The sequence below is a fragment of the Bradyrhizobium zhengyangense genome, from assembly GCF_022012555.1.
GTDB classification, from domain to species: domain Bacteria; phylum Pseudomonadota; class Alphaproteobacteria; order Rhizobiales; family Xanthobacteraceae; genus Bradyrhizobium; species Bradyrhizobium zhengyangense.
The window spans coordinates 106,373-127,888 of sequence record NZ_JAKLTZ010000016.1 but is presented as its reverse complement, the minus strand read 5'-3'; the positions used below and the strand labels follow the sequence as shown (position 1 = coordinate 127,888).

Here is a 21,516-nt window from a genome sequence, read left to right as displayed (position 1 = left end):
TCACGTCAAGATTCCGTCGCAAGCTTACTATGCGCGCGAGGCATTCGATCCAAAATTCCCGCGAGCGAAATCGCTCATGGTCACCCGACGAACCGCCCTGGCCAGCCTTGCCACCCTGCTGGTGCCCATCGCCGAACGCAGTGCTGCGAGCGAAGGTGCGCGGGACGGCGACTGACCACAGATTGGATCAGAGTTCAACATGAGGTAGCATGCGCATCGCATGTCCTCTTATACGAACCGCGAAAACGCCAAAATCATCGCCGGAGCCGTCGCGGCCATCGTCGCGACGCTCTTCCTGTTCGCGATCACGATGGCGCTCTTGCTGCAATAGGATCTGCGACCTGCCGGCGGCGCAAGGCCGCCGGACCGTGGACGTCGCGCGGGATCAGGCCGCGCGCACCGTCCGCAGGAATTTGCCGACTTCGTCCTTCAAGCGGGTGCTGTCAGTCGCCAGCATCTTCGCAGTCGCGAGCACTTGCGAGGAGGCCGAACCGGTCTCCGCCGCGCCGCGCTGACACAAAATGGCGCGCACAATCTTGCGGAGGAATACCCATTCGACCGGTCGCACGTCAGCTTCGTGAAAAGCTTTGCTCGCTCGTCGGGCAGCCGACTCTCATCGCCCCACGGAACCAACCGAGGGGCCCGTTTGTTTTCGTCTCATGCGGATCAGAGAAGACGATCGAAATATGGTGCTGCTAACGACGGTCGCGCTGTGCTGCGGAGTCGTGGCAGGCGGACTCGCGATACTCGCGCCGGTGTTTGGTCAGGCTCCTGAGAAGCAGGTCGCAGACAGCAGACCGATCGAGAACGCAAACCCGACATCCATCCGGGTGATCGGCGCCCCCTTCGTGCCGAATGTCAATCCGCGCCAGCGCTAGAGCATGATCCTGAAAAGTGTGAAGCGGTTTTCCGAGAAGATCATGCTCAAACAAAGAGCTAAAGCGCGACGACCATTAAAGCCAATCCCATCGCGCTTTAACGATCCGGCGAAACCTCGCGACCGTCATCTGGTTGGGTATGGGCGCGCACCAAATCCTCGACGAACGCCATCACCTCCGCCCGTTTCTCGGGCGGCAGTGACAGGAAGGCGCGGACAAGGCGCAAGCCCTGCACCTCGTCCGACAGGTCGGCCCTGGAATCCATCTGGACAATGTCGGGCGACCGGGAAAAATATGCAATCCCCTTGCATGCAACCTTCTTGATTCGGCGCCCCGGCTTTGGTGGAATAGCTTGAACAGGGTGGTGGATCATGAAGTGGATCAGGGAGCGCGACGCTCTGATCGCGCAGACGCTGGCCTTCGTGCAATCGGTTGCCGGCAAGAAGGACGATTTCCGTCAGCCGGATACCGCTACGGCTCCTCCGGTCCTGACCGCGGAGATCGTCTCCGTACGGGCCGTGACCGTGGCGCTCGAACAGGCGCAGTCCGAACCGCCGCCGCAGATCGCGCCGACGCCCCAGCCCTTGCCCTCATCCCCACCGCGAATGGCTGGCGACTTCCGCAGTGAGATGCAGACCCGCATCGCCAATTTCAGGAAGCATCAGGAGCGGTTCGAGCGCGAGCGTGAGGAATATTGTGCGGCGACACTGACCAAATTACGCGCCGCCATCCGGGATGCCGACGCGAGCCCGCCGGCTCGGAAGTAGGGCCGACCGCCCGCCTACAACCAGGACCACACCAGCCAGAGATTGGCTGCGCAGGCGCCGACCAGTGCCAGCGTCAGCGGCAGGAGCATGTGCCCACAGCAGGTTTTGAGGTCGGTCGTCATGGACGGAAACATCCGCTGATTCCGCCAAATGAGTCCCAAGGTTTCTTTTTGTGGGGATTCAGGACTCGTTAAGGACTCAGGACCGGCCATCCGGCTCCCTCAACCCGGCAACGATCACGGCCCCGTGATCAACCCGGAACCGCTCGGCCTGTGAAGCCGTTAACGCGCTTTCCGGGAGCGGGAAGCATGCCCTACGCCCTGTTCTGTAACGACAGCCAGATCAGCAAAGCCTATCCCGATGAAGCCGACGTCTGGAAGCTTGCGCAACGGAGCGGGCTGGTCGTGGACATCGGTACCGACGACGAGCGGCAAGGTCCGCGCCGGGTGCTCGACAATGATTACGAGATCCGATCCTGCCGTGCAGCCCAAGGCGAGGACCCCGCCCAGAACAAGGCGGACGCCGAGCGGGAATCCAGGATGGAGCTTCAGCTCAACTCGTGAGGTCCGGCCAATAGGGTTTCAGGGCAAGGCGCGCTTCAAGGCGTCGCGATCGCGAGCGAAGCCTGCTCACCGGCAAGCGCGACGCAGGCCTTGCGGCGGTGCAGCCCGCGGATAGCTCCGGTAACCTTCAGCACCTTGCCGGACGGGCAGGACGCGTCCTTCACGAAGGCAACCTCGTAAGGTGCCAACATCAAAGGCTCGGATTTGAGGATTGTTTGGGCAGAGCACGGGACCGCGGCGAAGAACGCGACAACCACCAGTGACGCCAAGATACGCATGTTCGTCATCCCACCAGCCCGGTAATCCCCTAATACGCGTACCGGAGCGCGAGTTCCGTAAGTCGCAATAATTATTTTTGCTTTACCCGATCCCCGTGACACGCATGAGAAACCGCGCGCCAGACTGTTTGCTTGCAAATGACGCGCCAGATGGTTCACGCAATGAAAACAGGGCGGGCAAAACGAAAGGCCGGCGGGAGCCGGCCTTTGTCAGATCGTGCTGGTGCTCGCCTTGGGCGGCTCAGTAGCGCGAGGCCGCCGGCCCACCCCAGCCGAAGCGATAGTTCACACCGACCTTGACGGTATGCTCATCGTCTCGGCCGCGGACGCCGACGACGTCGGCCGGGCCGGAGGTGATCGTGGTGCTGCCGAAATTATAGTACTGGTATTCGGCCTTGGCCGACCAGTTCGGCGCGAACATGTATTCGAGGCCGGCGCCGACGGTGTAGCCGTCCTTGCTGTTGCCGCTGGCGGTGAAGGTCTGCGGCACGCCGGCGACGTTGACGCCGAGGCCGCCATTGCGCCAGGCGTAACCGCCCTTGGCGTAAAGCAGCGCCGGGCCCCAAGTGTAGCCGAGGCGGCCGGTCACCGACCCGATCTGGTCCGTGTTCGATGTCACCTGCGTCCCCAGCGGGAACGTGACCCCGTTGTTGTTGGTCGGCAGCCAGGAATACTGGGCCTCGATACCCACGACCCAATTGGGCGCGAACTGGTAGTCGAAGCCGCCCTGCACGCCACCCATGAAACGGGCGTTGCTGGACTGGAAGGTCGTGTCGCCTGCGAAGGCGCCGCCGACATGGCCGCCGATGTAGAAGCCGGTCCAGTTGTAGATCACCTGCGGCGGCGTATAGGCCGGCGCTTTCGTGTAGGTGCGCGCCTGCATGTCGGCCGCGGCCGCCGGTGCGGCCAACGCCAGCAGAGCTGCTGCGCCCAGCAAAATCGTCTTCATGATCATCCCCGTTCTTTCAAATTCGACACTCTGGAAACAACGTGGCGCGAATTAGGTTGCTTCGCGGCGATGCCGGAACGTTGATCGTTCGTTACTGTGACGGGGCGGCAACATCGCGATTTTGTTCCGTCACGGACGCTTGCGCCGACAGATTCTGTCGCCCGCGCATGTTCCGCCGTAACGATTTGTCGCAAGGCAAAACCGCCTCGTTCAAACCTCGCCAAAAAGTGATCCAGCGGCTCCGGCAGCTTTTGTCCTAGCAGTCCGCGATGAAGACGGACTTTGCGCTACCGCGTCATCTTTTCCAGTTCTGGAAAGGGCGCATAAACCGCACCGGCGCAGAGCTCGCTCGCGCGATCGACGACACGGTCCGCCCGGCCATTGACGTAGACGACGGCGCGCTCACGCATGGCCTTGTAGCTGCCATCGGTCTCCCGCGGCGTGAAGTGCAGGCAGCTGATGTAGAATTGCCGTCCGCCGATCTCACGCAGCACCGGATCCGCCATGCTGGCGTCGCGCACTCCGACAGGATTGTTGAGATAGGCGTGAATCAGAGCGAGCGCGTCACCGCGAAAATTGTCGGGAAACGGCTGCGGGCCGCCGGCCTGGGCCCCTTCCATCAGGGACGGACGGTCACCCTCGCTGCCGAAACAGGCCGCGAGCGCCAGGGGCAGCACCAGGATCAACGTCAGCCTCGCCGCACGTTTCGCCAATCGGCTCACAATTCACGCTCGTCGCTCAATCGACCTGGAGCGTGCCAGCCCCAAGGGTGCAATGATGCATGTCTAGAGATGTTTTGCCCGACGAGTCAAACGGATTCGCAAAATCCGCAGGTTGGTGTCATCTGCCGTCGTCTACTGTGCATGGGGTTGTTTTCGAGATTCGCAAAACGGCGCACCGGCCCGCCGCCAGGCCTCGCGCTTGCGCGCGGGCGTGACGAGCGAGCCGGGCCTGAACTCCACACGCGGCGGCAGGGCAATCCAGGGATGCCGCCGCGCGGGATCAGTCGTTAGCTGCGCTTCTCGGCGGTCACCGGCTTGGTGAGGCCCGACTGCGTCTTCAGCGACTCCTTGGCCGACAGATGCTTGTGGTGATGACGATGCGTCCGCACGGTCTTGTGCTCGTCCGGCGTGACTGCTGCATTGGCGTTCATCGCCTTGGTCTTGGTATCGACCTTGGCAGGCGACTTGATGTCGGCGGTCTTGGCATCAGCCTTGACGCCGGCGTCGGGCCTGGCAGCGGTGGTCGAGACCTTGCTCTGGGTCTGATCCGCCTTGATCACCGGGGCGGTCGTGGTGGTCTTGGCCGCATCCTTGGCGAAGGCCGGGGCGGCGATGACGGAAGCTGCGAGCAAGGCTGCGGAAATGGTCTTCAACATCGTTGTCTCCTCTTGGAAGGATCTTGAGGCGGCGCCCTCTCGCCAACTCTTCGATCATGGGGGAGAGCCTAGATGCCCCGCGCTGAACCCGTTCTGAAGCGCGTGGCAGGCTTCTGTTCATCTGGATGACAAGTTTGTTATCTTCGCCTTGGGAAGGCCGAGGGCCGGAGACGGCCGGGAATGTTTTTGGAGGCCGGGTGTTCCGGTCTTTGGGCAATCGTGTAGGATCGCCACGTTCCATTCGGGAGAACTTAGATGCGCAGACTGTCAACGCTTCTTGTGCCGGGACTTGTCGCCATGACCTTGGCGGCCGGACCGGCTCTGACCAGCGCCTATGCCGCCGGCAGTGACGAGCCCTCCTCGCCGCCAAAGTCCGATACCTCGACCAAGAAGGGCAAGAAGAAGAGCTCTTCCGTCAGCGATCCGAAATTCCTCGCGGCCTACCGGACCGCGTACACCACGATCTACGACAAGCACGACTATTCGGACGCGATCGGCCAGCTGAAGCAGCTCAAGCGTGACGACGTCGCCGACGTCGCCAATCTGATCGGCTACTCCTATCGCAAGCTCGGCGACTACCAATCGTCGAAGGCCTACTACGAGATCGCGTTGAAGGACGATCCCAACCACGTCCGCACCTGGCAGTATTACGGCCTCTGGCAGCTCGAGCAGGGCAACCGCGAACAGGCACAGTATCACCTGAACAAGATCGCCTCCCTCGCCGGCACCGACAGCTCCGAGTATCGCTCGCTGGCTGCCGCACTCGACAAGCCGACCGGCGCGACGCTCGTCTACTGAGATATCGCATCTTCTGATGACGCGAACGGGCACGACCTTTGCGGGTTGTGCCCGTTCTGCTTTCTCGGCTAGCTTTCGCACACCCATCCCCCTCGCAAATTGGTAACGCAATGGACACGTGGCTGCGATCCGCGATCGACTACATCGGCTCCTGGATCGAATTCCAGCAGACGACCTTCCAGCAGCCGGGCGTCTTGCTCGCCTTCGTCCATCGCGGCGAGGTCGTCGCCGAACATGCATTTGGGCTTGCCAATCTCGACACCGGCGAGAAGCTCACACCGCGCCATCGCTTCCGCATCGCCTCGCACTCCAAGAGCTTCACGTCGGCCGGCATCATGAAGCTGCGCGAGCAGCGCAGGCTCCGGCTCGACGATCCCGTCGGGCAGTACGTCAGCGGCCTTAATCCGCGCGTCGCCGAGACGACGATTGCACAGGTGCTTTCGCACAGCGCCGGGCTGACGCGCGACGGCGTCGATTCCGGCCAGTTCATCGACAGCCGACCCTACCTCAATGCGAATGAGCTGCTCGCCGAGCTGAAGCAGCCGACCGCGATCGAACCAGGCACGCGTTTCAAATATTCAAACCACGGCTTTGCCATGATGGGCCTCGTCATCGAAGCGGTGACAAAGGAGCCCTACTCCGCCTGGATCAAGCGCGAGATCATCGAACCCGCGGGTCTGCGCGAGACCGAGCCGAACGCGCCGCTTCCCAGGGGCGCGCAATTCGCGCGCGGCCATACGCGCAAGCTGCCGCTCGGCGAGCGTTGCGTGATCCCAGGCGACAATCCCGCCCATGCGATGGCATCCGCCGCAGGCTTCGTTGCCACCGCGGCGGACACCGCGCGATTCTTTGCCCAGCTTGCCCCCAATGCGAAGAAGAGCGTTCTGTCGGTCGCGAGCCGCCGCGAGATGACGCGGCATCATTGGCGCGTCCCGCAAAGCTTCGAGGCCTATTACGGCCTCGGCGTCAACGCCGGCAAGACCGACGGCTGGGACTGGTTCGGCCACGGCGGTGGCTTCCAAGGCTATATCTCGCGGACCTGCTCAATTCCCGGATGCGAGCTCGCGATCAGCATCCTCAGCAACTCCATCGACGGCGCCGCACCGTTCTGGATGGACGGCGCGATGCAGATCCTGCGCGTTTTCAAGAGCCGCGGCGCACCCGATCGACGCGTGCGCGACTGGACCGGCCGTTGGTGGACGATCTGGGGCGCGACAGACTTCGTGCCCGCCGGCAACCGCGTGCTGATCGCCAACCCGCAGTTCAACAATCCCTTCATGGACGCTGGCGAGATCGAAGTCACCGGCCGCGATACCGGCAAGCTCGTGTGGGCGGCCGGCTATTCCAGCCACGGTGAGCCGGTGCGCCGCGTCCGCGACAAGCGCGGCAAGGTCAGCGACATCTGGATCGCCGGCGCCAACGTCAAGCCAGCGGCGGTCGTTGCACCGGAGATCGCGCGGCGCTATCCGCCGCGAAAGCGCAGGCCTACTCCCGAATAAGCGCCTCGACCTCACTCCGCAGCGCCTGCCGCGAGCCATCACGCGAATAGAACATGTGGCCGCCCGGATAGACGACGAACTTTACCCGCGACGTCGCAAACGCCGGCAGCTGGTCGAGCGCCCGCTGCGTGCCGAAATAGGGCGTCGCGAGATCAAACAGACCGTGCGCGACCAGTACGTTCAGCTTCGCATCCGTGGCGAGTATCTGGCGCAGCTCCGAGATCGATTGCGGCGGGTTGATGCCGCCACCAAAGTCCCAATTGTGCTCGACGGCGCCGTTGAGGACTTCATAAGAGCCGTCCGGCCGCCAGTTGAGCTTTCGCGTGAGCACATCGACCGCCGCGCTCGTCAGCGGCGCCTGAAGCGCATCGCCGGAGGGGTCGCCAAAGCGCGAGTTGCTCGAATCCGGATAGGGATCGAGACCACGCACCGAGCCGTCGTAGCGTCCGGTCACCATGCCGTTCTTGCGATCGAGTTCGCGACGGAATTCGCCGACATCGAAGCGGCCGGCGAGCCTGCGGCTTACTGCCTGGTCGATGCCGGTGAGTTCGGCAACCTTGTCGGCGAGGCGATTGGTGGCTTCCTTGTCCGCCTCGCCCTTGACGAGATCAGCCAGAAATTCGCCGCGTGCGTAGGCCTCCACGTCGGCGAGATCAGCGCGCTTGACCGGTCCCTTGGCTTCGCGCGCCACCGCCACGTAGCTCGGCAGGCTCGCGACATATTGCAGGAGGCTCGTGCCGGTGAACTCGCGGAAATCCAGGAGTGGTGACACAAGGATCAAGCCTCTGACGCCCACGCCGTGCTGAATTTGCAACTGGCGCACGACCTTCGGCCCACGAATACCGCCATAGCTCTCGCCCGCGACATATTTCGGCGAGGTCAGCCGGTTGTGCTTTTCGAGCCAGCGGCGAATGACGAGCGCGATCGAGTTGACATCCCCGTCGACCGAGTAGAACCGCTTGCGCGCATCCTCATCATTCGCGATGACACGGCTGTAGCCGGTACCGACAGGATCGATGAAGACGAGATCAGTAAAGTCGAGCCAGGTCTCCGCGTTCGGCTTCAGCTCGGGCGAGGCCGACGGCGACAGCCCCTCGCCATCAAGCGGCAGCCGCCATGGCCCGACCGCGCCGAACTGAAGCCACGCCGAGGATGCGCCGGGCCCGCCGTTGAAGAGGAATGTCACCGGCCGCGTGGCGCGGTCGGCGCCGTCGAGCTCGTAGGACGTGGTGGCGATGTCGGCGAGCGGCTCGCGCTTCTCATTGAACACCCGGATCGAGCCGGCGGTCGCGGCGAAGTTGAGCGTTCGGCCTGGCAGATCGAGGGTCTGTTTGGTGGTCGAGTCGTCAGGAAGGCGACGATCGGAAGCCGCTGGCGAAGCCTGCCCCGCATTTTGTGCATTGCCGCCGCGACCGGCCTTCTGTCCGGCGGGCGTTGCCGCCTCGTTGCGAGGCTGAGGCGGATCGTCCGCCCGTGCCGCGCCCACGAGCGCGAAAGCAACGACCGCAAGCACCAGCCCCGCACGGCGATGCATCGGCAAGCTCATCAACATGATTGTTCTCCCTGCCCCGCTCGCGGCTTCCCAATCTCAGAAGTAGCCGCCAATTGCGACGGTTTGGGGGATCGGAGCCCCTGGATTCGCGTTCCAGGGCCGATGAACCCGGCTTTTACCCTCAAACGAGACGCCTGGCCGGCCCCGCGTTTGCCTTGCTGGCCGGTCATCCTCGACAATACAGGCCAAGGTCGTATAGACGACCTCGGCGGACCTTTCTCGAGCCAGCGGCACCTACCTGGAAGCCATGACCAAGCCATCGCGATACGAACGGATCGCCTTCGTCGCCAGCCCAAGCAGCGAGGCAGAGGCCGCCTTCCACCAGCTTACGGCGCAATACGGCAATTGCGATCCTCACGAGGCCGACGTCGTGGTCGCGCTTGGCGGCGATGGGCTGATGCTTCAGACGCTGCACCACCACATGCGCTCGGGCAAGCCGATCTACGGCATGCATCGCGGCACGGTCGGCTTCCTGATGAACGAGTACTCGACGCACGATCTGCGCGCGCGGCTCGAGGCGGCGCATGAATCCGAGATCAATCCGCTGCTGATGCGCGCGACCGACGTCAGCGACCGCGTCCACCTGCACCACGCCATCAACGAGGTCTACCTGTTCCGGCAGACCTCCCAGGCGGCACGCCTGCGGATCCTGATTGACGAGCGCGAGCGCATGCCCGAGCTGATCGCAGACGGCATCATCGTTGCGACGCCGGCGGGCTCGACGGCCTACAACCTGTCGGCCCAAGGTCCGATCCTGCCGATCAACGCGGCGCTGCTGGCACTGACGCCGATCAGCGCCTTCCGGCCGCGGCGCTGGCGCGGCGCCCTGCTCCCCAACACCGCCTATGTCGTGATCGAGGTGCTGGAAGACGACAAGCGCCCAGTCGCGGCGGTCGCCGACCACGAGGAGGTGCGCAGGGTCCGGCGCGTCGAGATCCTGTCCGACAAGACCATCTCGATGCGCATGCTGTTCGACCCCGGCCACAGCCTGGAGGAGCGAATTCTGCGGGAGCAGTTCGGCAATTGAGCCCCTGCCGGGGCGCCAGGCGGCAACGCTTCATTAACTCCCGGCGCGATATGGTTAACGAAGGTTGACCGCTTTGGCCCGGGCGTCATGTTCCGCATCGATTTCAACAAACTGCGCTTCCTCGTCTGCGACGACAATCCGCACATGCGCCGCATCCTGCGGACGCTGCTGCATTCGTTTGGCGCACGCGAGGTCTATGAGGCCGAGGACGGCGCCACTGCGCTCGAAATGTACAGCCACTACGTGCCCGACATCGTCATTACCGACTGGGCGATGCCGATCTTCGACGGGCTCGAGCTCGCGCAGATGATCCGGCAGCCGGATTCCAAGGGCAATCCCTATGCACCGATCATCATGCTGACTGGGCATTCCGAAAAGCGTCGCGTCACCGTCGCGCGCGATGCCGGCGTCACCGAATTCCTCGCCAAGCCGATCTCGGCCAAGGGCCTCTACCAGCGCATCCTCAACGTGGTCGCCAGCCCCCGGCCCTTCATCAAGACCAAGACCTATTTCGGCCCCGACCGGCGCCGCAACACCAATTCCGCCTATATGGGTCCGGAGCGCCGCGTCGGCGAAAAGCACGAGGTGCTTCAGCAGCCCTCACTGCTCGACAAGGCTCGCTCCACCATCTAGCGCAACGTCATCAGGCAAGGCAGGCATCATGGCGAAGAACAGCGCAAAGGACATCGAGGTCAAGGCCTTCGCCACGCATCACGTGATCACGCAGCCCAATCCGCTGCGCAAGGTATTGCGCCGGGTCGAGGAAAAGGACCTGGACGATCCGATCGGCCGCGCGGAGCAGGCGCTGGCCGGTCTATCCGGTGAGTTCAAGAGCTGGATGACAACCGAGGTCAACCGGCTCTCGACCGCCTACGTCGCCATCCGTAACGATGGCTTCACCAAGGAACGGCGCGACGAGCTGTTCCACGCGGCGCACGACATCAAGGGCGACGCTGCGACGTTCGGTTTTCCGGCCGCGGCGGGCGTTGCCGAGAGCCTGTGCCGCATCATCGAGCATGCCCCGGATCTCGAGAAGGTGCCGGCCGAGCTGTTCACGCACCATATCAATGCCATCCTCGCCATCGTGCACGAGAACACCAAGCTCGACAGCATCAGCGTCTCCGCCGAGCTCAGCCGCCGTCTGCGCAAGGTCGCCGACGACTATCTCGCCGACGTCAATCGCGACCGCCCCGAGCATCTCGAGGTGATCCTGGCGCCGAGTATCGTGCCGGCGGAGTAGCACTCTCTCGTCATTGCGAGCGCAGCGAAGCAATCCAGAAATCCCTCCGTGGGGACAGTCTGGATCGCTTCGCTGCGCTCGCAATGACGGATCTCGAGGACTGACTGACCTGACTACGCCGCAATCAGGTCGTCATAGATCGGATCAATCGTGTCCTCCGCGACCAGCTCGTCGCAGAACAACCGCGCCTCCTCGCGCGCCGACTCCGTGGCGAAGCGGCGGAGCAGGACCATCAGCGGCTCGGTGGCACCGCGATCGCTCTCACAATGGGTGAGCACGCGCTCGACCATGCGACGGCGCAAGCGCGCCGCGGTATCGTCGGTATCGACATAGCCCTGCTCGTGGCAGGCATCGAGCGCAACCTGGAACGCGGCGAAGGTCGCCTCGGGCAATCCGGCGCGGCGGAGCAGCGCATGCAGGCTGTTGCCGCCGCGATCGTGCAGCAGAGCCGAGACGCGCGCCAGCGGCAGATCGGCGAGCTCGGCCAGCGCCGCATCAAACAGGTCGAGATTGCTCGACAGCAGCGCGCGCAGGATCAGGCCCGCGGTGAGCTGGCCGGTGACGCGCAGATGCTTCACCAGGCCCTGCATGTCGTCGCCGCGCGAGCGCGCCGCGATGTTGATGGTGGAGCGGTCGCGCGCCTCGATCGTCACGCGCTCGGCGCGGTCGGGGCTCAGCCAGTTGCGCGCGACGACGAACTGGGCCAGCGTCTCGGAGAGTTTTGCCACCAGCGCGGCGCGCGTTGCGGCCGGAATATCGTCCAGCACCAGCATCGCCTCGCGGATCGCGGCGAGATGGCCGTGACGTTCGACGATGCGCGTCCAGGAGAACGGGGCGAGCTCGGCATGGGGATTTTCGATCAGCTCGAGGGCCGCAGCCGCGCAGCCGACCTCGGCGATAGCAGCGCAGACCGAGACCGGCAGCGCGATGCGGCGCGCGACCGCGCATTGCACCTCGTCATTGCCGGTCGCGACGATGTCGACGAGATCCGCATCGATCAGCAGCGGCGAATGTTCGAGCACGGGCAACGCCACGGTCGGCTGGTCCGCCGACAGCGCCCGCACGATCGACGCCGGCGCATCCGTGCTGCGTGCGAACGCCTCGGCCATCGCCTGCCGCACCAGCGGCGAGGGATCGTCGAGCAGCATCAGGAGCGCGCCTTCAGCGGCGACGCGGTCGTCATGAGAAAGGTCTGAGATCAGCCAGGCCCGGGCCAAGGCCCGCGTTGCCTCCGCCCGCTCACCGGCGGGCGCGGTCCTGATCCAATTGATGAACTGCCGAACAATCATGCTGCTTCCGGCTTACGCAACGAAAAAACGGGCAGTGACTGGATGTCACCTGCAACACAAAATAAACCACGACGCTTAACAAAGCGTTCACCATAACTGGCTGGTTTTATTGATGATTTGTTAAGGGCTGGGATGAGCCCGACGGCGCGGCCGCGTGCTAGCTCGAGTATGTGCCGCTGCGATCGCTGAAGAGATCGAGCGGCTGCGGCGGGCGCACGTCGGGCGTCGCCGAGGCGACTGACGTGAGCGAGGCGTTGTTACCCCACAATTTTTGCACCGTCGTCGAGACCGGCTGTGTCGCATCGCCAGGCTGATAGATCGAGCGGAAAGCTGGCGCGACCGGCGTGTTGTCGGCGACCGTGGCTGACGATGTTGCGCTCACCGGTGTCACGCCACGTGTCTCCGGAAAGGTCTGGAGATACGCGGCGCTGTTGACCGTCGGCTGCACGCCGTTGGCGGCGGCGACCTGCGTGGTCGATGGCGTGTCGCCATACATCGCCATCGCAGTGCGCGTCGATTTCGCGTTCGACGCGCTGGCGTAACGCGCGTTCAGCACCGAATAGACTTCAGAGACGCTGCGGGCGCGACCATCCTTGGCGTAGAAGATCGAACGGTTGGCGGATGCGGCATTCGGAAACAGCCGCGCACCGACGGCTTGGGGATTGTCCTCGGCATTGGCGATCAGCTTCGCCGCGCCGCCGACACCCATGAAATGCGCCATGTAGAGCTCGCTGTCGGACGGCCTGCGGCCGAGCAGACCAGTGAGCTTGAAGCTGTTGGACTGCGTCAGCGCCGCCGCCATGCTGGATGCAGCCTGCGGATCGTCGCGCAACTTCATGATCGAGCGCTTCATGAAGGGATCGTCGACGGTGTAGCTGCCCGACGAAGTCTTGGTAATGGCGTCGGCATAGTTGCCATAGCCGAGCTGAGGACCCGCCTCTTTCACCGTACCGAGCCAAGTCTGGTCGATGAACTGATAGAGGCCGTGGGCAGACGACGTGGTGGCGCCAGCCGATGGATCGAAATCCGATTCCATCTTGGCGGTCGTCAGCAGGTATTCGAAGCTGACGCCGGTCTGGTTCGAGCCCTGCTTGATCGCGCCAGCGACGCGCTTCAAGCCATCGGTCGCGGCCGTCTGCGTGGCACTGGAATTGTCGACCGACATGATGGGGTGCCCGGCCCGCGTGGCGTTGAGCGGCGCCGGCAATTCGGACGCCTGATCGTCCCACCCTGGACAGTTATGGTTAATGCGCGGTTAATTCCGGGACTACCGTCATTCCGGGGGCATCGCACCGCGATGAACCCGGAATCTTGAGATTCCTGGTTCACACCTTCGGTGCGCCCCGGAATGACGGCGGCTATTTCTTGTAGACCGCGTTCGGATCGAACAGCCTGTCCGCATCGACGAACACCAGCTTTGCGCCCCGGCCCTCGGCCTCGACCTTGCGGTAGAAGCAGGACCGGCGGCCCGTGTGACAGGCCGCACCGATCTGCTCGACGCGAATCCAAACCGCATCCTGGTCGCAATCGGTGCGAATCTCGACCACGCGCTGGGTCTGACCCGAGGTCTCACCTTTTCGCCACAAGGCATTGCGCGAACGGCTGAAGTACCAGGCTTCGCCAGTGGCAATGGTCTTGCGCAACGCCTCATCGTTCATGTGCGCGACCATGAGCACGTCACCGGTGGCGACATCTGTCGCCACGCAAGTCACGAGGCCGTTCGCATCGAATTTGGGGAGGAAGGCCAGGCCTTCCTCGATCTCATGGGAGTGAGCGGACACGACGGATCTCGCCAGTTAATCGCGAGGTCAGCGCGTCAGGCCTCGCACCATGGACAGGAATCGGGCCTGCTCCGCCGGATTATCGCGGAACATGCCGGTGTAGCGGCTGGTGAAGGTCGAGGCGCCATGCTTGGCGACGCCACGCACCGACATGCAGGTGTGCTCGGCCTCGATCAGGACGGCAACGCCGCGCGGCTTCAGAATCTCGTCGATCGCGGCAGCGATCTGCGCCGTCAAATGCTCCTGGGTCTGGAGGCGGCGGGCGAAGATGTCGGTCAGGCGGGCAAGCTTGGACAGTCCGACGACGCGCTCCACCGGCGTATAGGCAATGTGCGCCTTGCCGTAGAACGGCATCATGTGATGCTCGCACTGCGAGGTGAACTCAATGTCCCGCACCAGCACGAAATCGTCATAGCCGGCGGTCTCGCCGAAGGTCCGGTCGAGCACCTCGGCCGGGCACTGGTGATAGCCCTGATAGAGCTCGTCGAAGGCCTCGACCACGCGGCGCGGCGTGTCGAGCAGGCCCTCGCGGTCGGTATTCTCGCCGATATAGGCGAGCAGCGTCTTCACAGCCGCTTCCGCCTCGGCGCGCGCGGGGCGCGGCTGGTCGGCGCGGACGGCGGCAGCGAGGAATTCGGCAGGATCAAGCTCGGCCGGACGGCTCTCGGGCTGCCGGTCGGAAGGCTTATTCGGGCGGATGGATTTGATCGTTGCGTCCATGTCTACTCCGTTCGACGGCCTTGCAGCCGGAGTGTCACCGGCAGACGGGGCGGACAAGCCGCCGGACGCCTGAAGAGAACAGTTTTGACGAAAAAGGCCACTTGCCGACAACGCCGGCCGCGCAAATCTGGATCACCGCCGACGCACCGCCGGACTGTTTTTCCGTCAGTTCCGCCCCTATATAGGACCCTGGACCGCGCCCGCCAAGGCCGATCCGGCAGGTAAGTGTTGGGCTCCATCACATGCTGAACGACATCTATAACAAGCGGATCATTGAGCTGGCCGGGAATATTCCGCGCCTTGGACGGTTGCCGGACCCCGATGCCACCGCCACCGCCCATTCCAAACTGTGCGGCTCGACCGTGAAGATCGACCTCAAGATGGAGGGCGACACCGTCACCGACTTCGCGCATGACGTGAAGGCGTGCGCGCTGGGACAGGCCTCTTCATCCATCATGGCAAGTCACGTGGTCGGCTCGACTGCGAGCGAACTCCGTGAGTTACGCGAAACTGTTCGCAAGATGCTCAAGGAGAACGGCGCTCCTCCCGAAGGCAAATGGGAAGAGATTAAATTCCTCGAGCCGGTCCGCGACTACAAGGCGCGTCACGCCTCCACGCTCCTCACCTTCGATGCCGTGGTCGATGCGATCGGTCAGATCGAGGCCAAGGCGAAGCAGCCGGCCACTGTACAAGCCTGAGGCTGAGGATCTTACTTCTGCGGCGGCGCGGCCGGCGTCGCTACGCCCCCGGTCGGGACCAGCGCTTCCGCTGTCTTGGTCGACTTGGCAGGCTGCGGCTCCGGTTCCTCGCCGAACCTTGCCTGCGTCTTTGGCGCAAGCTCCGCCATTGCAGGCGCAGTGACGTCCACATGTGGCAGCACGTCGGACACCAGGTCAGTCGTCACGAGATTGGTCAGCTTCAGCTCAGAGGCATCGAGCTCATGCAGATCTTCCCACGGCGGCACGTTCAGCGAGAGCGACAGCAGGTCCCCCGCCCCGCCCATGTCGAAGGTGTATTTGGCGAGCCGGCCGATGTCGCGTTCCACGATCATCAAATCCTGCGCGCTGTAGCTTGCCGCCTTGGCATCGTCGGCGCGATCGCCCATCCAGATCTGATGGACGCGAACATGGGCCGCATCAGGCACATACCGCTTCTTGCCCGCCAGCAGCAGGAACACGCACATGGATTCACAATAAGCCTCCGAAGCGACCCTCGGACGGGCGCCCTTCTCGCCGCGATTCTGCTGCGTGACGCCGACGGTGGTCAGGAGACCGAGATTGCGGAAACGCCGGCCAAGCGTGATCGCGTCGTTGACCGAACCGCCGCTGGAGTCGAGCACCACTGTGGCGCCCCCGAGCTGCCGGCCGCGGGCGAAGTCGTCAAAGTCCTTTGGTGTGTCTGCAGTGATAATACCGACCGCGCTGACCCAGCCGCGGCAATTGGGCTCGCAGGCAACCCAGCCAAACTTCATCGGCAGCTTGCGCTCTTCGAGCGAGGCGCCAGCGCTGGCCGGCGAGCCAAAGGTCGCGATGGCCCCCGCCAACACGATGCCGCAAGCGGCGGTTCCCACCAGCAACCAACCACGAAGGTTGAGCGACTTCAGAACTCTCAAACTGGTTCCTTCCCCAAGCCCCAAAAGCAATCAGGCAAGCCCCGTTCCAACGTTCCATTGAGTCTACACATGGACGTCACAAAAATGGTATCCGGGGGAATACAGATCGTCCATAGGTACTTGCTGCACTGCTCCCTGAAAGCAGGCAAAATATGGCGCGCATACAACAGCTTCCTGTTCCCTGCGCTGGAACCGTGCATTAACGCGCACAGGATGTCGGCACATCGCACATGAAGCACTCAGCCTGCGAGCATTGTTCCGTACCCGCTGCCCAAGTACTGCGGCTGCCGCGCAGATTCGGTCGCGCGCTGATTTGGCTCTACCGGCATACACTGTCGCCGCTGGTCGGCTACAACTGCCGACATCTGCCGACCTGCTCCGTGTACGGCGACGAAGCCATCGAGCGCTTCGGACTCTGGGCCGGTGGCTGGATGACAGTCGCCCGGCTGTTGCGCTGCAATCCCTTCGGTACGTCAGGCATCGACAACGTGCCTCTCACTGCGCCGCAAAGCGCGCGCTGGTATTTACCATGGCGCTACGGCCGTTGGCGCGGCGTCAACGCTTCGTAGGTATGCTGCGGTGCTTTACGCATTGCTGCCCTGAGTGGAACCGGAACTTTCACCTCGCGTTGTTGTGTTGCTCCCACGGGAGGAAACAACAATGCGCTGGAAAATCAGCCATCATTTCCATTTCGGGCCTGGTTTACATCTTGGCTTCAATCCCAGGGATCACGATCCACGTACCGTCGACGTGATCGCCATGGTCGCTTTGCTCGTGCTGGTCGTCGGCTCCGGCTGGTATCTGGCAACGAGCCTTGCAACGCCGCCAAGCACGACAGCATTCATCGTGCCGAGTCAGAGCGTGCACTGGTAGCTAGCGGAACCAGAAGAATCGTCCCGATGGCGGCGGGATTGGCTCGGGGGGACGCGGCCGCTTCGGACGCGGCGGCTTCGGCGGCGGCTCGGCGGACGAGGACGCCTCCGCGGCAGGCAGCGCATCGCTCCCCGCGACCTTCACCGACAGCAGCAAATTCGACTCGTTCATGCGCCAGCGATAGCCGACGCCGAAATCGATGGGCTGGGCGCGCGAGAACAATTCGGCGTAACGCTCCTGATAGCGGCCGGGGAATTCGTTGATCGGACCGAGATAGCGGCCGAACGGGAAGAAGCGCCATTGCCGCGGATTGTAACTGGCGAGAGGAATGCCGGAATCATCCTGGATGATGGTCGCGCTGTTGGCGAGCAGCCAGTCACGCGCGACAGTGAAATTGCCGGAGTGCAGCAGATAGGACGCGCTCTTGATAAGGCTGTTGCCCGGGCCGAGCGTCTCGCAGAATTTCAGGAAGCCTGCGGCGCGAGCACCAGGATTGGAGAGATCCGTCGAGAAATAATACAGCGTGCGTGCCTCACTGTCCGCCCCCGCGAAGGTGATGCGGACGCCGCGCGTGGCGTTCGGCCCAGGATTGTCATTGCCTGTGTGCACCCCGCCTTTGTCGTCGAGCGCGACCATCTCGACGTTGCGGATGGTTTTGCCGGAGCGCGCCAGGAAGACGTAGAGGATCGGCAAGGTGCCGTTGACCTGATTGGTGTGCAGGTCGACTTTCATCTGCTTAGTGATGAAGAAGGAAAAGCTCAGGATCGAACCGAGCGAGCGCTCGACATTGTACAGCGCGGCATCGACGGAGCCTCGCGACAGCCTGGTCAAATCAGGCACCGCGCCGACCGGCTCGAGCGCGCCGAGCACATAGGTGCTGGCCTTGGAATAGAAGGCGTTGGCGTAGAGGAAATCCGGGCCACTGAACAAATAGAACATCGTCGGCCGCGGCGCGGCGAGATTGACGTCGGACCAGCTCCGGATTTTCGATAACTGCCGCTGCTCGAGCTGGGCGAAGGCGCCGTCGAAGAATTTTGCGTGATGCTGCCAGGACGGGTCCTTGGTCAACGCCGTCAGCGGCGAATCCGCCGAAGGCTGCATGCCCGCGAGGAAGCGCGCGGTGTCGTCGAAAGTCACCTCGGCCGCACGCGTGGACGAGATGGCCGCAGCCATAAGGGCAAGGGCGACGGCCGCAAGTCTCATGGGTCGAAACATGTCTATTCGCGATTGTGTGACGTAGCAGCGGCGACCGGCCGCCTGCGGAAAACAGCATAAATCAACAAGCCCGCGAGCATGACGAGCATGCCCGACAGCGACTGCACGGGCCGCTCGGTCAAGAGGTAGTACATCATGAACGCGGTCACGAGCAGGAAAACGAGCGGCGTGAACGGGTATCCCCAGGCGCGGTAGGGCCGCGGCAAATCAGGGGCGGTGATGCGCAGCTTGATGACGCCGGCCACCGTGAAGAACGAGCAGAATAGAAGTGCAAACTGGATGAAGTCGAGCACCGCCTCGAAGCTGCGCGTGAACAGCAGCAGGTTGGCGACCGCGAGCTGAAACAAGATGGCGTAGGCCGGCGCACCTCTCACCGATCGCTTCGAGAACACGCGCAGCGCCGGAATGTCCTCCCCCATCGTCATCATCACGCGCGGGCCGATCCACATCATCGCACTGATCGAGGAGATCAAGCCGACGCAGATCATCGCGCCGACGATCCGGCCGCCCAGCGCGCCGAAGATGGCGCTGCCGGCGACGCTTGCGACATCGAGCTGGCCGGCCAGCGCGCTGATTGGTGTCGCGTAGAGGAACACGGCGTTGAGCGCGACATACAGCACCAGAACGATCAGCGTGCCGGCAAGCAGCGCGCGCGGCAGACTCTGCTGCGGCGTGTTCATCTCGCCGATGATGTAGGTCGCGGCATTCCAGCCGGAGAACGAGTACATCACGAAGACGAGCCCGATCGCGAAAGGCGCGCTCCCGATATGGGCGAGATCGCCCGCGTGCGGTGCAAAGGAGATCGGCTGCGGAGTCCCGACGACGAAGCCGGCTATCAGGAAAGCGACAATCAGCACGACCTTGAGGATGGTCGAGATCAACTGAAAGGTCGACGAATGCCTCACGCCGGTCAATTGCACGATCGAGACCAGCCAGACCACGCCGATGGCAAGCGGGATCGGCGGTAAGTCGGGTATCACCGACTTGGCGTATTCGCCGAAGGCCATGGCCGCAAGCGCCACCGGCGCCGCAAAGCCGACCGTCGCCGAAACCCAGCCGGCGAGAAAACCGAAGGCCGGGTGATAGGCGCGACCGAGGAAATTGTACTCGCCGCTCGAGCGCGGAAACATCGCGCCGAGCTCGCTGTAGGAGAATACCCCGCACAGTGCGACGATGCCGCCGACCGTCCAGAGCGCGAGGATGGAGAAGCCCGAGGGGATATCCTTGACCTGGAAGCCGAGGCTGGTGAACACACCGACCCCGATCATGTCGGCAACGACGATCGCGGTCGCGACCAGAACGGAAACCCCGGAGCCGCCGGTCAGTCGCCCCGTCCAGGGCGCAGTTCCCGCATCTGATGCCGTCATCTGGGTCCCTAACCTCAGGCGTCGAGCCCCGTGAGAGGCATCGTGCAGATTGGCTCAGTCAATTCAAGCAGGGTTAACAAGGGTTAAATGAGGCGGCCAAAATAGGTAATTGGCCACCTTCTTTGCCCCTTTTGAGCCAATAAACCCGTGGTCGCCCGCGCAAACGCGCCCGCCTCTCCCACAATCGCGACACGATTGCGTGGTCTTTCTCGGTCATTCCGGATGTGGGGAAGTTTCTCCGGACACTTAACGTCGCCTAAACGCCAGTCGGCTCAATTGTCTTAATGATTGCCGATGGTTCGTGACTTGGGGTCATGCTTGGGGTCATGGGTGGATGGTCGGGGCCGTTCCGAAATTGAAAGCAGACATGCGCGCTGACCGGACCAAGGCGTCCGGGGCGCGCGGTCGTGCGCTTCGGATCGCCCTGATCTCAGGCTTGGTGCCACTGTCGCTCACCTTGGTTCAATGCGGCCAGTCGCCGAACCCGACAGCACTCGCCGCAAGCTCGCAGGCCAATGTCCAGGTCGTTGCGAAGACCAACCCGCAGGCTGCCACTCGACAGGTCGCAAGCGGCGACACGTTCGAGGATCGCTTCCCTGCCCCGCAGTTCAAGGAGCGCTTTCCTTCGGCGAGCGAGAGCTTCCTGCAGCGACAGATGTCGGACTTCTCGCCCAAGCGCGCCGTGCAGCAGCAGCCGGAGCAGGCGCCCTACAAGGTTGCCTCGCTCGCGCCGCAGGTCCCATATCAGCGTCCACCGCGCCAGGATCTGACGACACTCGTCAGCATGAAGTCCTCGGCCTTCCCCTATTTCGGCAACAACCCCGCCTCCGACGCGCCGTTCCTCAACATCTCCAAGGGCGACCGCCGCGGCCATCGAAGCTATTCGGGACGCGTGTTCTGGCAGGACGAAACCTATAACGACAGCCGCGTGCTGGTGCACGTCCCCGAACATTTCGACGTGCGCAAGCCTGGCGTGATCGTGGTGTTCTTCCACGGTAATGGCGCGACGCTCGAACGCGACGTACGCGACCGGCAGCTGGTGCCGCAGCAGATCACCGATTCCGGCGCCAACGCCGTGCTGCTCGCGCCGCAGATGGCCGTCGACGCCGCCGATTCCAGCGCCGGAAAATTCTGGCAGCCCGGCGGCCTCAAACGCTTCATGGAGGAATCGGCGAACCACCTTGCGCAGCTGACCGGTGATCCCAACAGCGCGCGCGCCTTTGCCAACATGCCGATCGTGATCGTCGGCTATAGCGGCGGCTTCCTCCCGACCGCCTGGAGCCTCGAGGTCGGCGGCATCAGCGATCGCGTCCGCGGCGTCGTGCTGCTCGATGCGGTCTACGGCGAGATGGACAAGTTCGCGTCCTGGATCGAGAGCCACCGCTCCGGCTTCTTCGTCAGCTCCTACACGCACTACACGGCGCGGCGCGACCGCGAGCTGATGAGCGCGCTCAGGCAAAAGGGCATCGGTGTCTCCGAGGACATGGACGGCCCCTTGCGTCCCGGCAGCGTGGTGTTCGTCGAGACCGGTGAGGGCATCACCCATCGCGACTACGTCAACCGCGCGTGGACGCAATACCCGCTCAAGGATGTTCTGGTGAAGATGTCGGCAACGCCGGCGCTGGCGCTGACGCGCGTCGCAGCTACCAGCTCATCAGCATCGAGCCGCTAATATTGCGCATGCCGGCATTTCGGCGCGCTGCCTGCAGTTCTCTCAGCGCATGATCAAG

General features: G+C 63.5%; 26 protein-coding genes. 12 read left to right on the top strand and 14 right to left on the bottom strand.

The genetic code is table 11. The annotated features are described in order from the left end of the window. Positions 1-385 precede the first annotated feature (385 nt). Positions 386-568, bottom strand: a complete 183-nt coding sequence (locus L6639_RS35790) for a hypothetical protein (RefSeq protein ID WP_237866323.1) — start codon at positions 566-568, stop codon at positions 386-388. A gap of 118 nt (positions 569-686) precedes the next feature. On the opposite strand from L6639_RS35790, the gene L6639_RS35785 reads away from it, so the two are divergent. After that, positions 687-878 carry a hypothetical protein gene (locus tag L6639_RS35785; protein ID WP_237866312.1) on the top strand — a complete coding sequence of 64 codons (192 nt, stop codon included), beginning with the start codon at positions 687-689 and terminating at the stop codon, positions 876-878. A 97-nt stretch (positions 879-975) separates the two neighbouring features. Here the strand turns inward: L6639_RS35785 and L6639_RS35780 are convergent, their stop codons facing one another. Then, positions 976-1,251, bottom strand: coding sequence for a hypothetical protein (locus L6639_RS35780; protein ID WP_237866311.1), 276 nt, complete (start codon positions 1,249-1,251; stop codon positions 976-978). On the opposite strand from L6639_RS35780, the gene L6639_RS35775 reads away from it, so the two are divergent. Further along, the gene (locus L6639_RS35775) at positions 1,250-1,645 is read left to right on the top strand and encodes a hypothetical protein (protein WP_237866310.1); all 396 of its coding nucleotides are present in this window, start codon (positions 1,250-1,252) and stop codon (positions 1,643-1,645) included. The two genes, L6639_RS35780 and L6639_RS35775, sit on opposite strands and share 2 nt — an antisense overlap. Positions 1,646-1,953: 308 nt before the next feature. Further along, entirely contained in the window at positions 1,954-2,208 is a 255-nt protein-coding gene (locus tag L6639_RS35770) for a hypothetical protein (RefSeq protein WP_237866309.1), read from the top strand. 35 nt (positions 2,209-2,243) lie between these two features. Here the strand turns inward: L6639_RS35770 and L6639_RS43360 are convergent, their stop codons facing one another. The 4 genes from L6639_RS43360 to L6639_RS35750 form a co-directional block, all read right to left on the bottom strand. Then, entirely contained in the window at positions 2,244-2,486 is a 243-nt protein-coding gene (locus L6639_RS43360; RefSeq protein WP_333909306.1) for a hypothetical protein, read from the bottom strand. 241 nt (positions 2,487-2,727) lie between these two features. Next, on the bottom strand, positions 2,728-3,435 hold the full coding sequence (locus L6639_RS35760; protein WP_237866307.1) for an outer membrane protein: 708 nt from the start codon (positions 3,433-3,435) through the stop codon (positions 2,728-2,730). 287 nt (positions 3,436-3,722) lie between these two features. Then, positions 3,723-4,157, bottom strand: a complete 435-nt coding sequence (locus L6639_RS35755) for a hypothetical protein (protein ID WP_237866306.1) — start codon at positions 4,155-4,157, stop codon at positions 3,723-3,725. Positions 4,158-4,444: 287 nt separating this feature from the next. Next, positions 4,445-4,813 (bottom strand): His-rich protein BRANT, encoded by a 369-nt coding sequence (locus L6639_RS35750; RefSeq protein ID WP_237866305.1) that lies wholly within the window; start codon positions 4,811-4,813, stop codon positions 4,445-4,447. Positions 4,814-5,068: 255 nt separating this feature from the next. Here L6639_RS35750 and L6639_RS35745 point away from each other — a divergent pair, with 255 nt between their 5' ends. Beyond that, positions 5,069-5,611 carry a tetratricopeptide repeat protein gene (locus tag L6639_RS35745; protein ID WP_237866304.1) on the top strand — a complete coding sequence of 181 codons (543 nt, stop codon included), beginning with the start codon at positions 5,069-5,071 and terminating at the stop codon, positions 5,609-5,611. Between the two features lie 110 nt (positions 5,612-5,721). Further along, on the top strand, positions 5,722-7,110 hold the full coding sequence (locus L6639_RS35740) for a serine hydrolase domain-containing protein (protein WP_237866303.1): 1,389 nt from the start codon (positions 5,722-5,724) through the stop codon (positions 7,108-7,110). Here the strand turns inward: L6639_RS35740 and L6639_RS35735 are convergent. After that, complete coding sequence (locus L6639_RS35735) at positions 7,097-8,656, bottom strand: S10 family peptidase (RefSeq protein WP_377803205.1); 1,560 nt, start codon at positions 8,654-8,656, stop codon at positions 7,097-7,099. The two genes, L6639_RS35740 and L6639_RS35735, sit on opposite strands and share 14 nt — an antisense overlap. A 253-nt stretch (positions 8,657-8,909) precedes the next feature. On the opposite strand from L6639_RS35735, the gene L6639_RS35730 reads away from it, so the two are divergent. From L6639_RS35730 to L6639_RS35720, 3 genes are all read left to right on the top strand, one after another. Continuing rightward, positions 8,910-9,689: an NAD kinase gene (locus tag L6639_RS35730; RefSeq protein WP_237866301.1), complete on the top strand. Its 780-nt coding sequence runs from the start codon at positions 8,910-8,912 to the stop codon at positions 9,687-9,689. A gap of 87 nt (positions 9,690-9,776) precedes the next feature. Further along, positions 9,777-10,322, top strand: coding sequence for a response regulator (locus L6639_RS35725; protein WP_237866300.1), 546 nt, complete (start codon positions 9,777-9,779; stop codon positions 10,320-10,322). 28 nt (positions 10,323-10,350) lie between these two features. Next, entirely contained in the window at positions 10,351-10,929 is a 579-nt protein-coding gene (locus L6639_RS35720; protein WP_237866299.1) for an Hpt domain-containing protein, read from the top strand. A gap of 113 nt (positions 10,930-11,042) precedes the next feature. Here the strand turns inward: L6639_RS35720 and L6639_RS35715 are convergent, their stop codons facing one another. The 4 genes from L6639_RS35715 to folE all read right to left on the bottom strand — a co-directional run bounded on the left by L6639_RS35715 (position 11,043) and on the right by folE (position 14,719). Then, positions 11,043-12,218 carry a DUF2336 domain-containing protein gene (locus L6639_RS35715; protein WP_237866298.1) on the bottom strand — a complete coding sequence of 392 codons (1,176 nt, stop codon included), beginning with the start codon at positions 12,216-12,218 and terminating at the stop codon, positions 11,043-11,045. Positions 12,219-12,375: 157 nt separating this feature from the next. Beyond that, a complete protein-coding gene (locus L6639_RS35710) occupies positions 12,376-13,425 on the bottom strand; it encodes a lytic transglycosylase domain-containing protein (RefSeq protein WP_237866297.1) in 1,050 nt (349 codons plus the stop codon). A 151-nt stretch (positions 13,426-13,576) separates the two neighbouring features. Next, positions 13,577-13,999 (bottom strand): phosphoribosyl-AMP cyclohydrolase, encoded by a 423-nt coding sequence (gene hisI, locus L6639_RS35705; RefSeq protein WP_237866296.1) that lies wholly within the window; start codon positions 13,997-13,999, stop codon positions 13,577-13,579. Between the two features lie 27 nt (positions 14,000-14,026). Then, entirely contained in the window at positions 14,027-14,719 is a 693-nt protein-coding gene (gene folE, locus L6639_RS35700; protein WP_237866295.1) for a GTP cyclohydrolase I FolE, read from the bottom strand. Between the two features lie 242 nt (positions 14,720-14,961). Between folE and L6639_RS35695 the strand changes: the two genes are divergently transcribed. Continuing rightward, positions 14,962-15,417, top strand: coding sequence for an iron-sulfur cluster assembly scaffold protein (locus tag L6639_RS35695; RefSeq protein WP_237866294.1), 456 nt, complete (start codon positions 14,962-14,964; stop codon positions 15,415-15,417). Between the two features lie 11 nt (positions 15,418-15,428). Here the strand turns inward: L6639_RS35695 and L6639_RS35690 are convergent, their stop codons facing one another. Continuing rightward, entirely contained in the window at positions 15,429-16,331 is a 903-nt protein-coding gene (locus L6639_RS35690; protein WP_237866293.1) for a COG3904 family protein, read from the bottom strand. A 230-nt stretch (positions 16,332-16,561) separates the two neighbouring features. On the opposite strand from L6639_RS35690, the gene yidD reads away from it, so the two are divergent. Both yidD and L6639_RS35680 read left to right on the top strand, forming a co-directional pair. Further along, on the top strand, positions 16,562-16,900 hold the full coding sequence (gene yidD / locus L6639_RS35685) for a membrane protein insertion efficiency factor YidD (protein WP_237866292.1): 339 nt from the start codon (positions 16,562-16,564) through the stop codon (positions 16,898-16,900). Between the two features lie 91 nt (positions 16,901-16,991). Next, a complete protein-coding gene (locus L6639_RS35680) occupies positions 16,992-17,204 on the top strand; it encodes a hypothetical protein (RefSeq protein WP_237866291.1) in 213 nt (70 codons plus the stop codon). Here L6639_RS35680 and L6639_RS35675 read toward each other — a convergent pair whose 3' ends face one another. Beyond that, positions 17,205-18,407, bottom strand: a complete 1,203-nt coding sequence (locus L6639_RS35675; protein WP_237866290.1) for a hypothetical protein — start codon at positions 18,405-18,407, stop codon at positions 17,205-17,207. It abuts the gene before it with no gap. A 14-nt stretch (positions 18,408-18,421) separates the two neighbouring features. Then, the gene (locus tag L6639_RS35670; protein ID WP_237866289.1) at positions 18,422-19,786 is read right to left on the bottom strand and encodes an APC family permease; all 1,365 of its coding nucleotides are present in this window, start codon (positions 19,784-19,786) and stop codon (positions 18,422-18,424) included. Positions 19,787-20,153: 367 nt separating this feature from the next. Between L6639_RS35670 and L6639_RS35665 the strand changes: the two genes are divergently transcribed. Further along, the gene (locus tag L6639_RS35665; protein ID WP_237866288.1) at positions 20,154-21,458 is read left to right on the top strand and encodes an alpha/beta hydrolase; all 1,305 of its coding nucleotides are present in this window, start codon (positions 20,154-20,156) and stop codon (positions 21,456-21,458) included. The last annotated feature ends 58 nt before the right edge of the window (positions 21,459-21,516 follow it).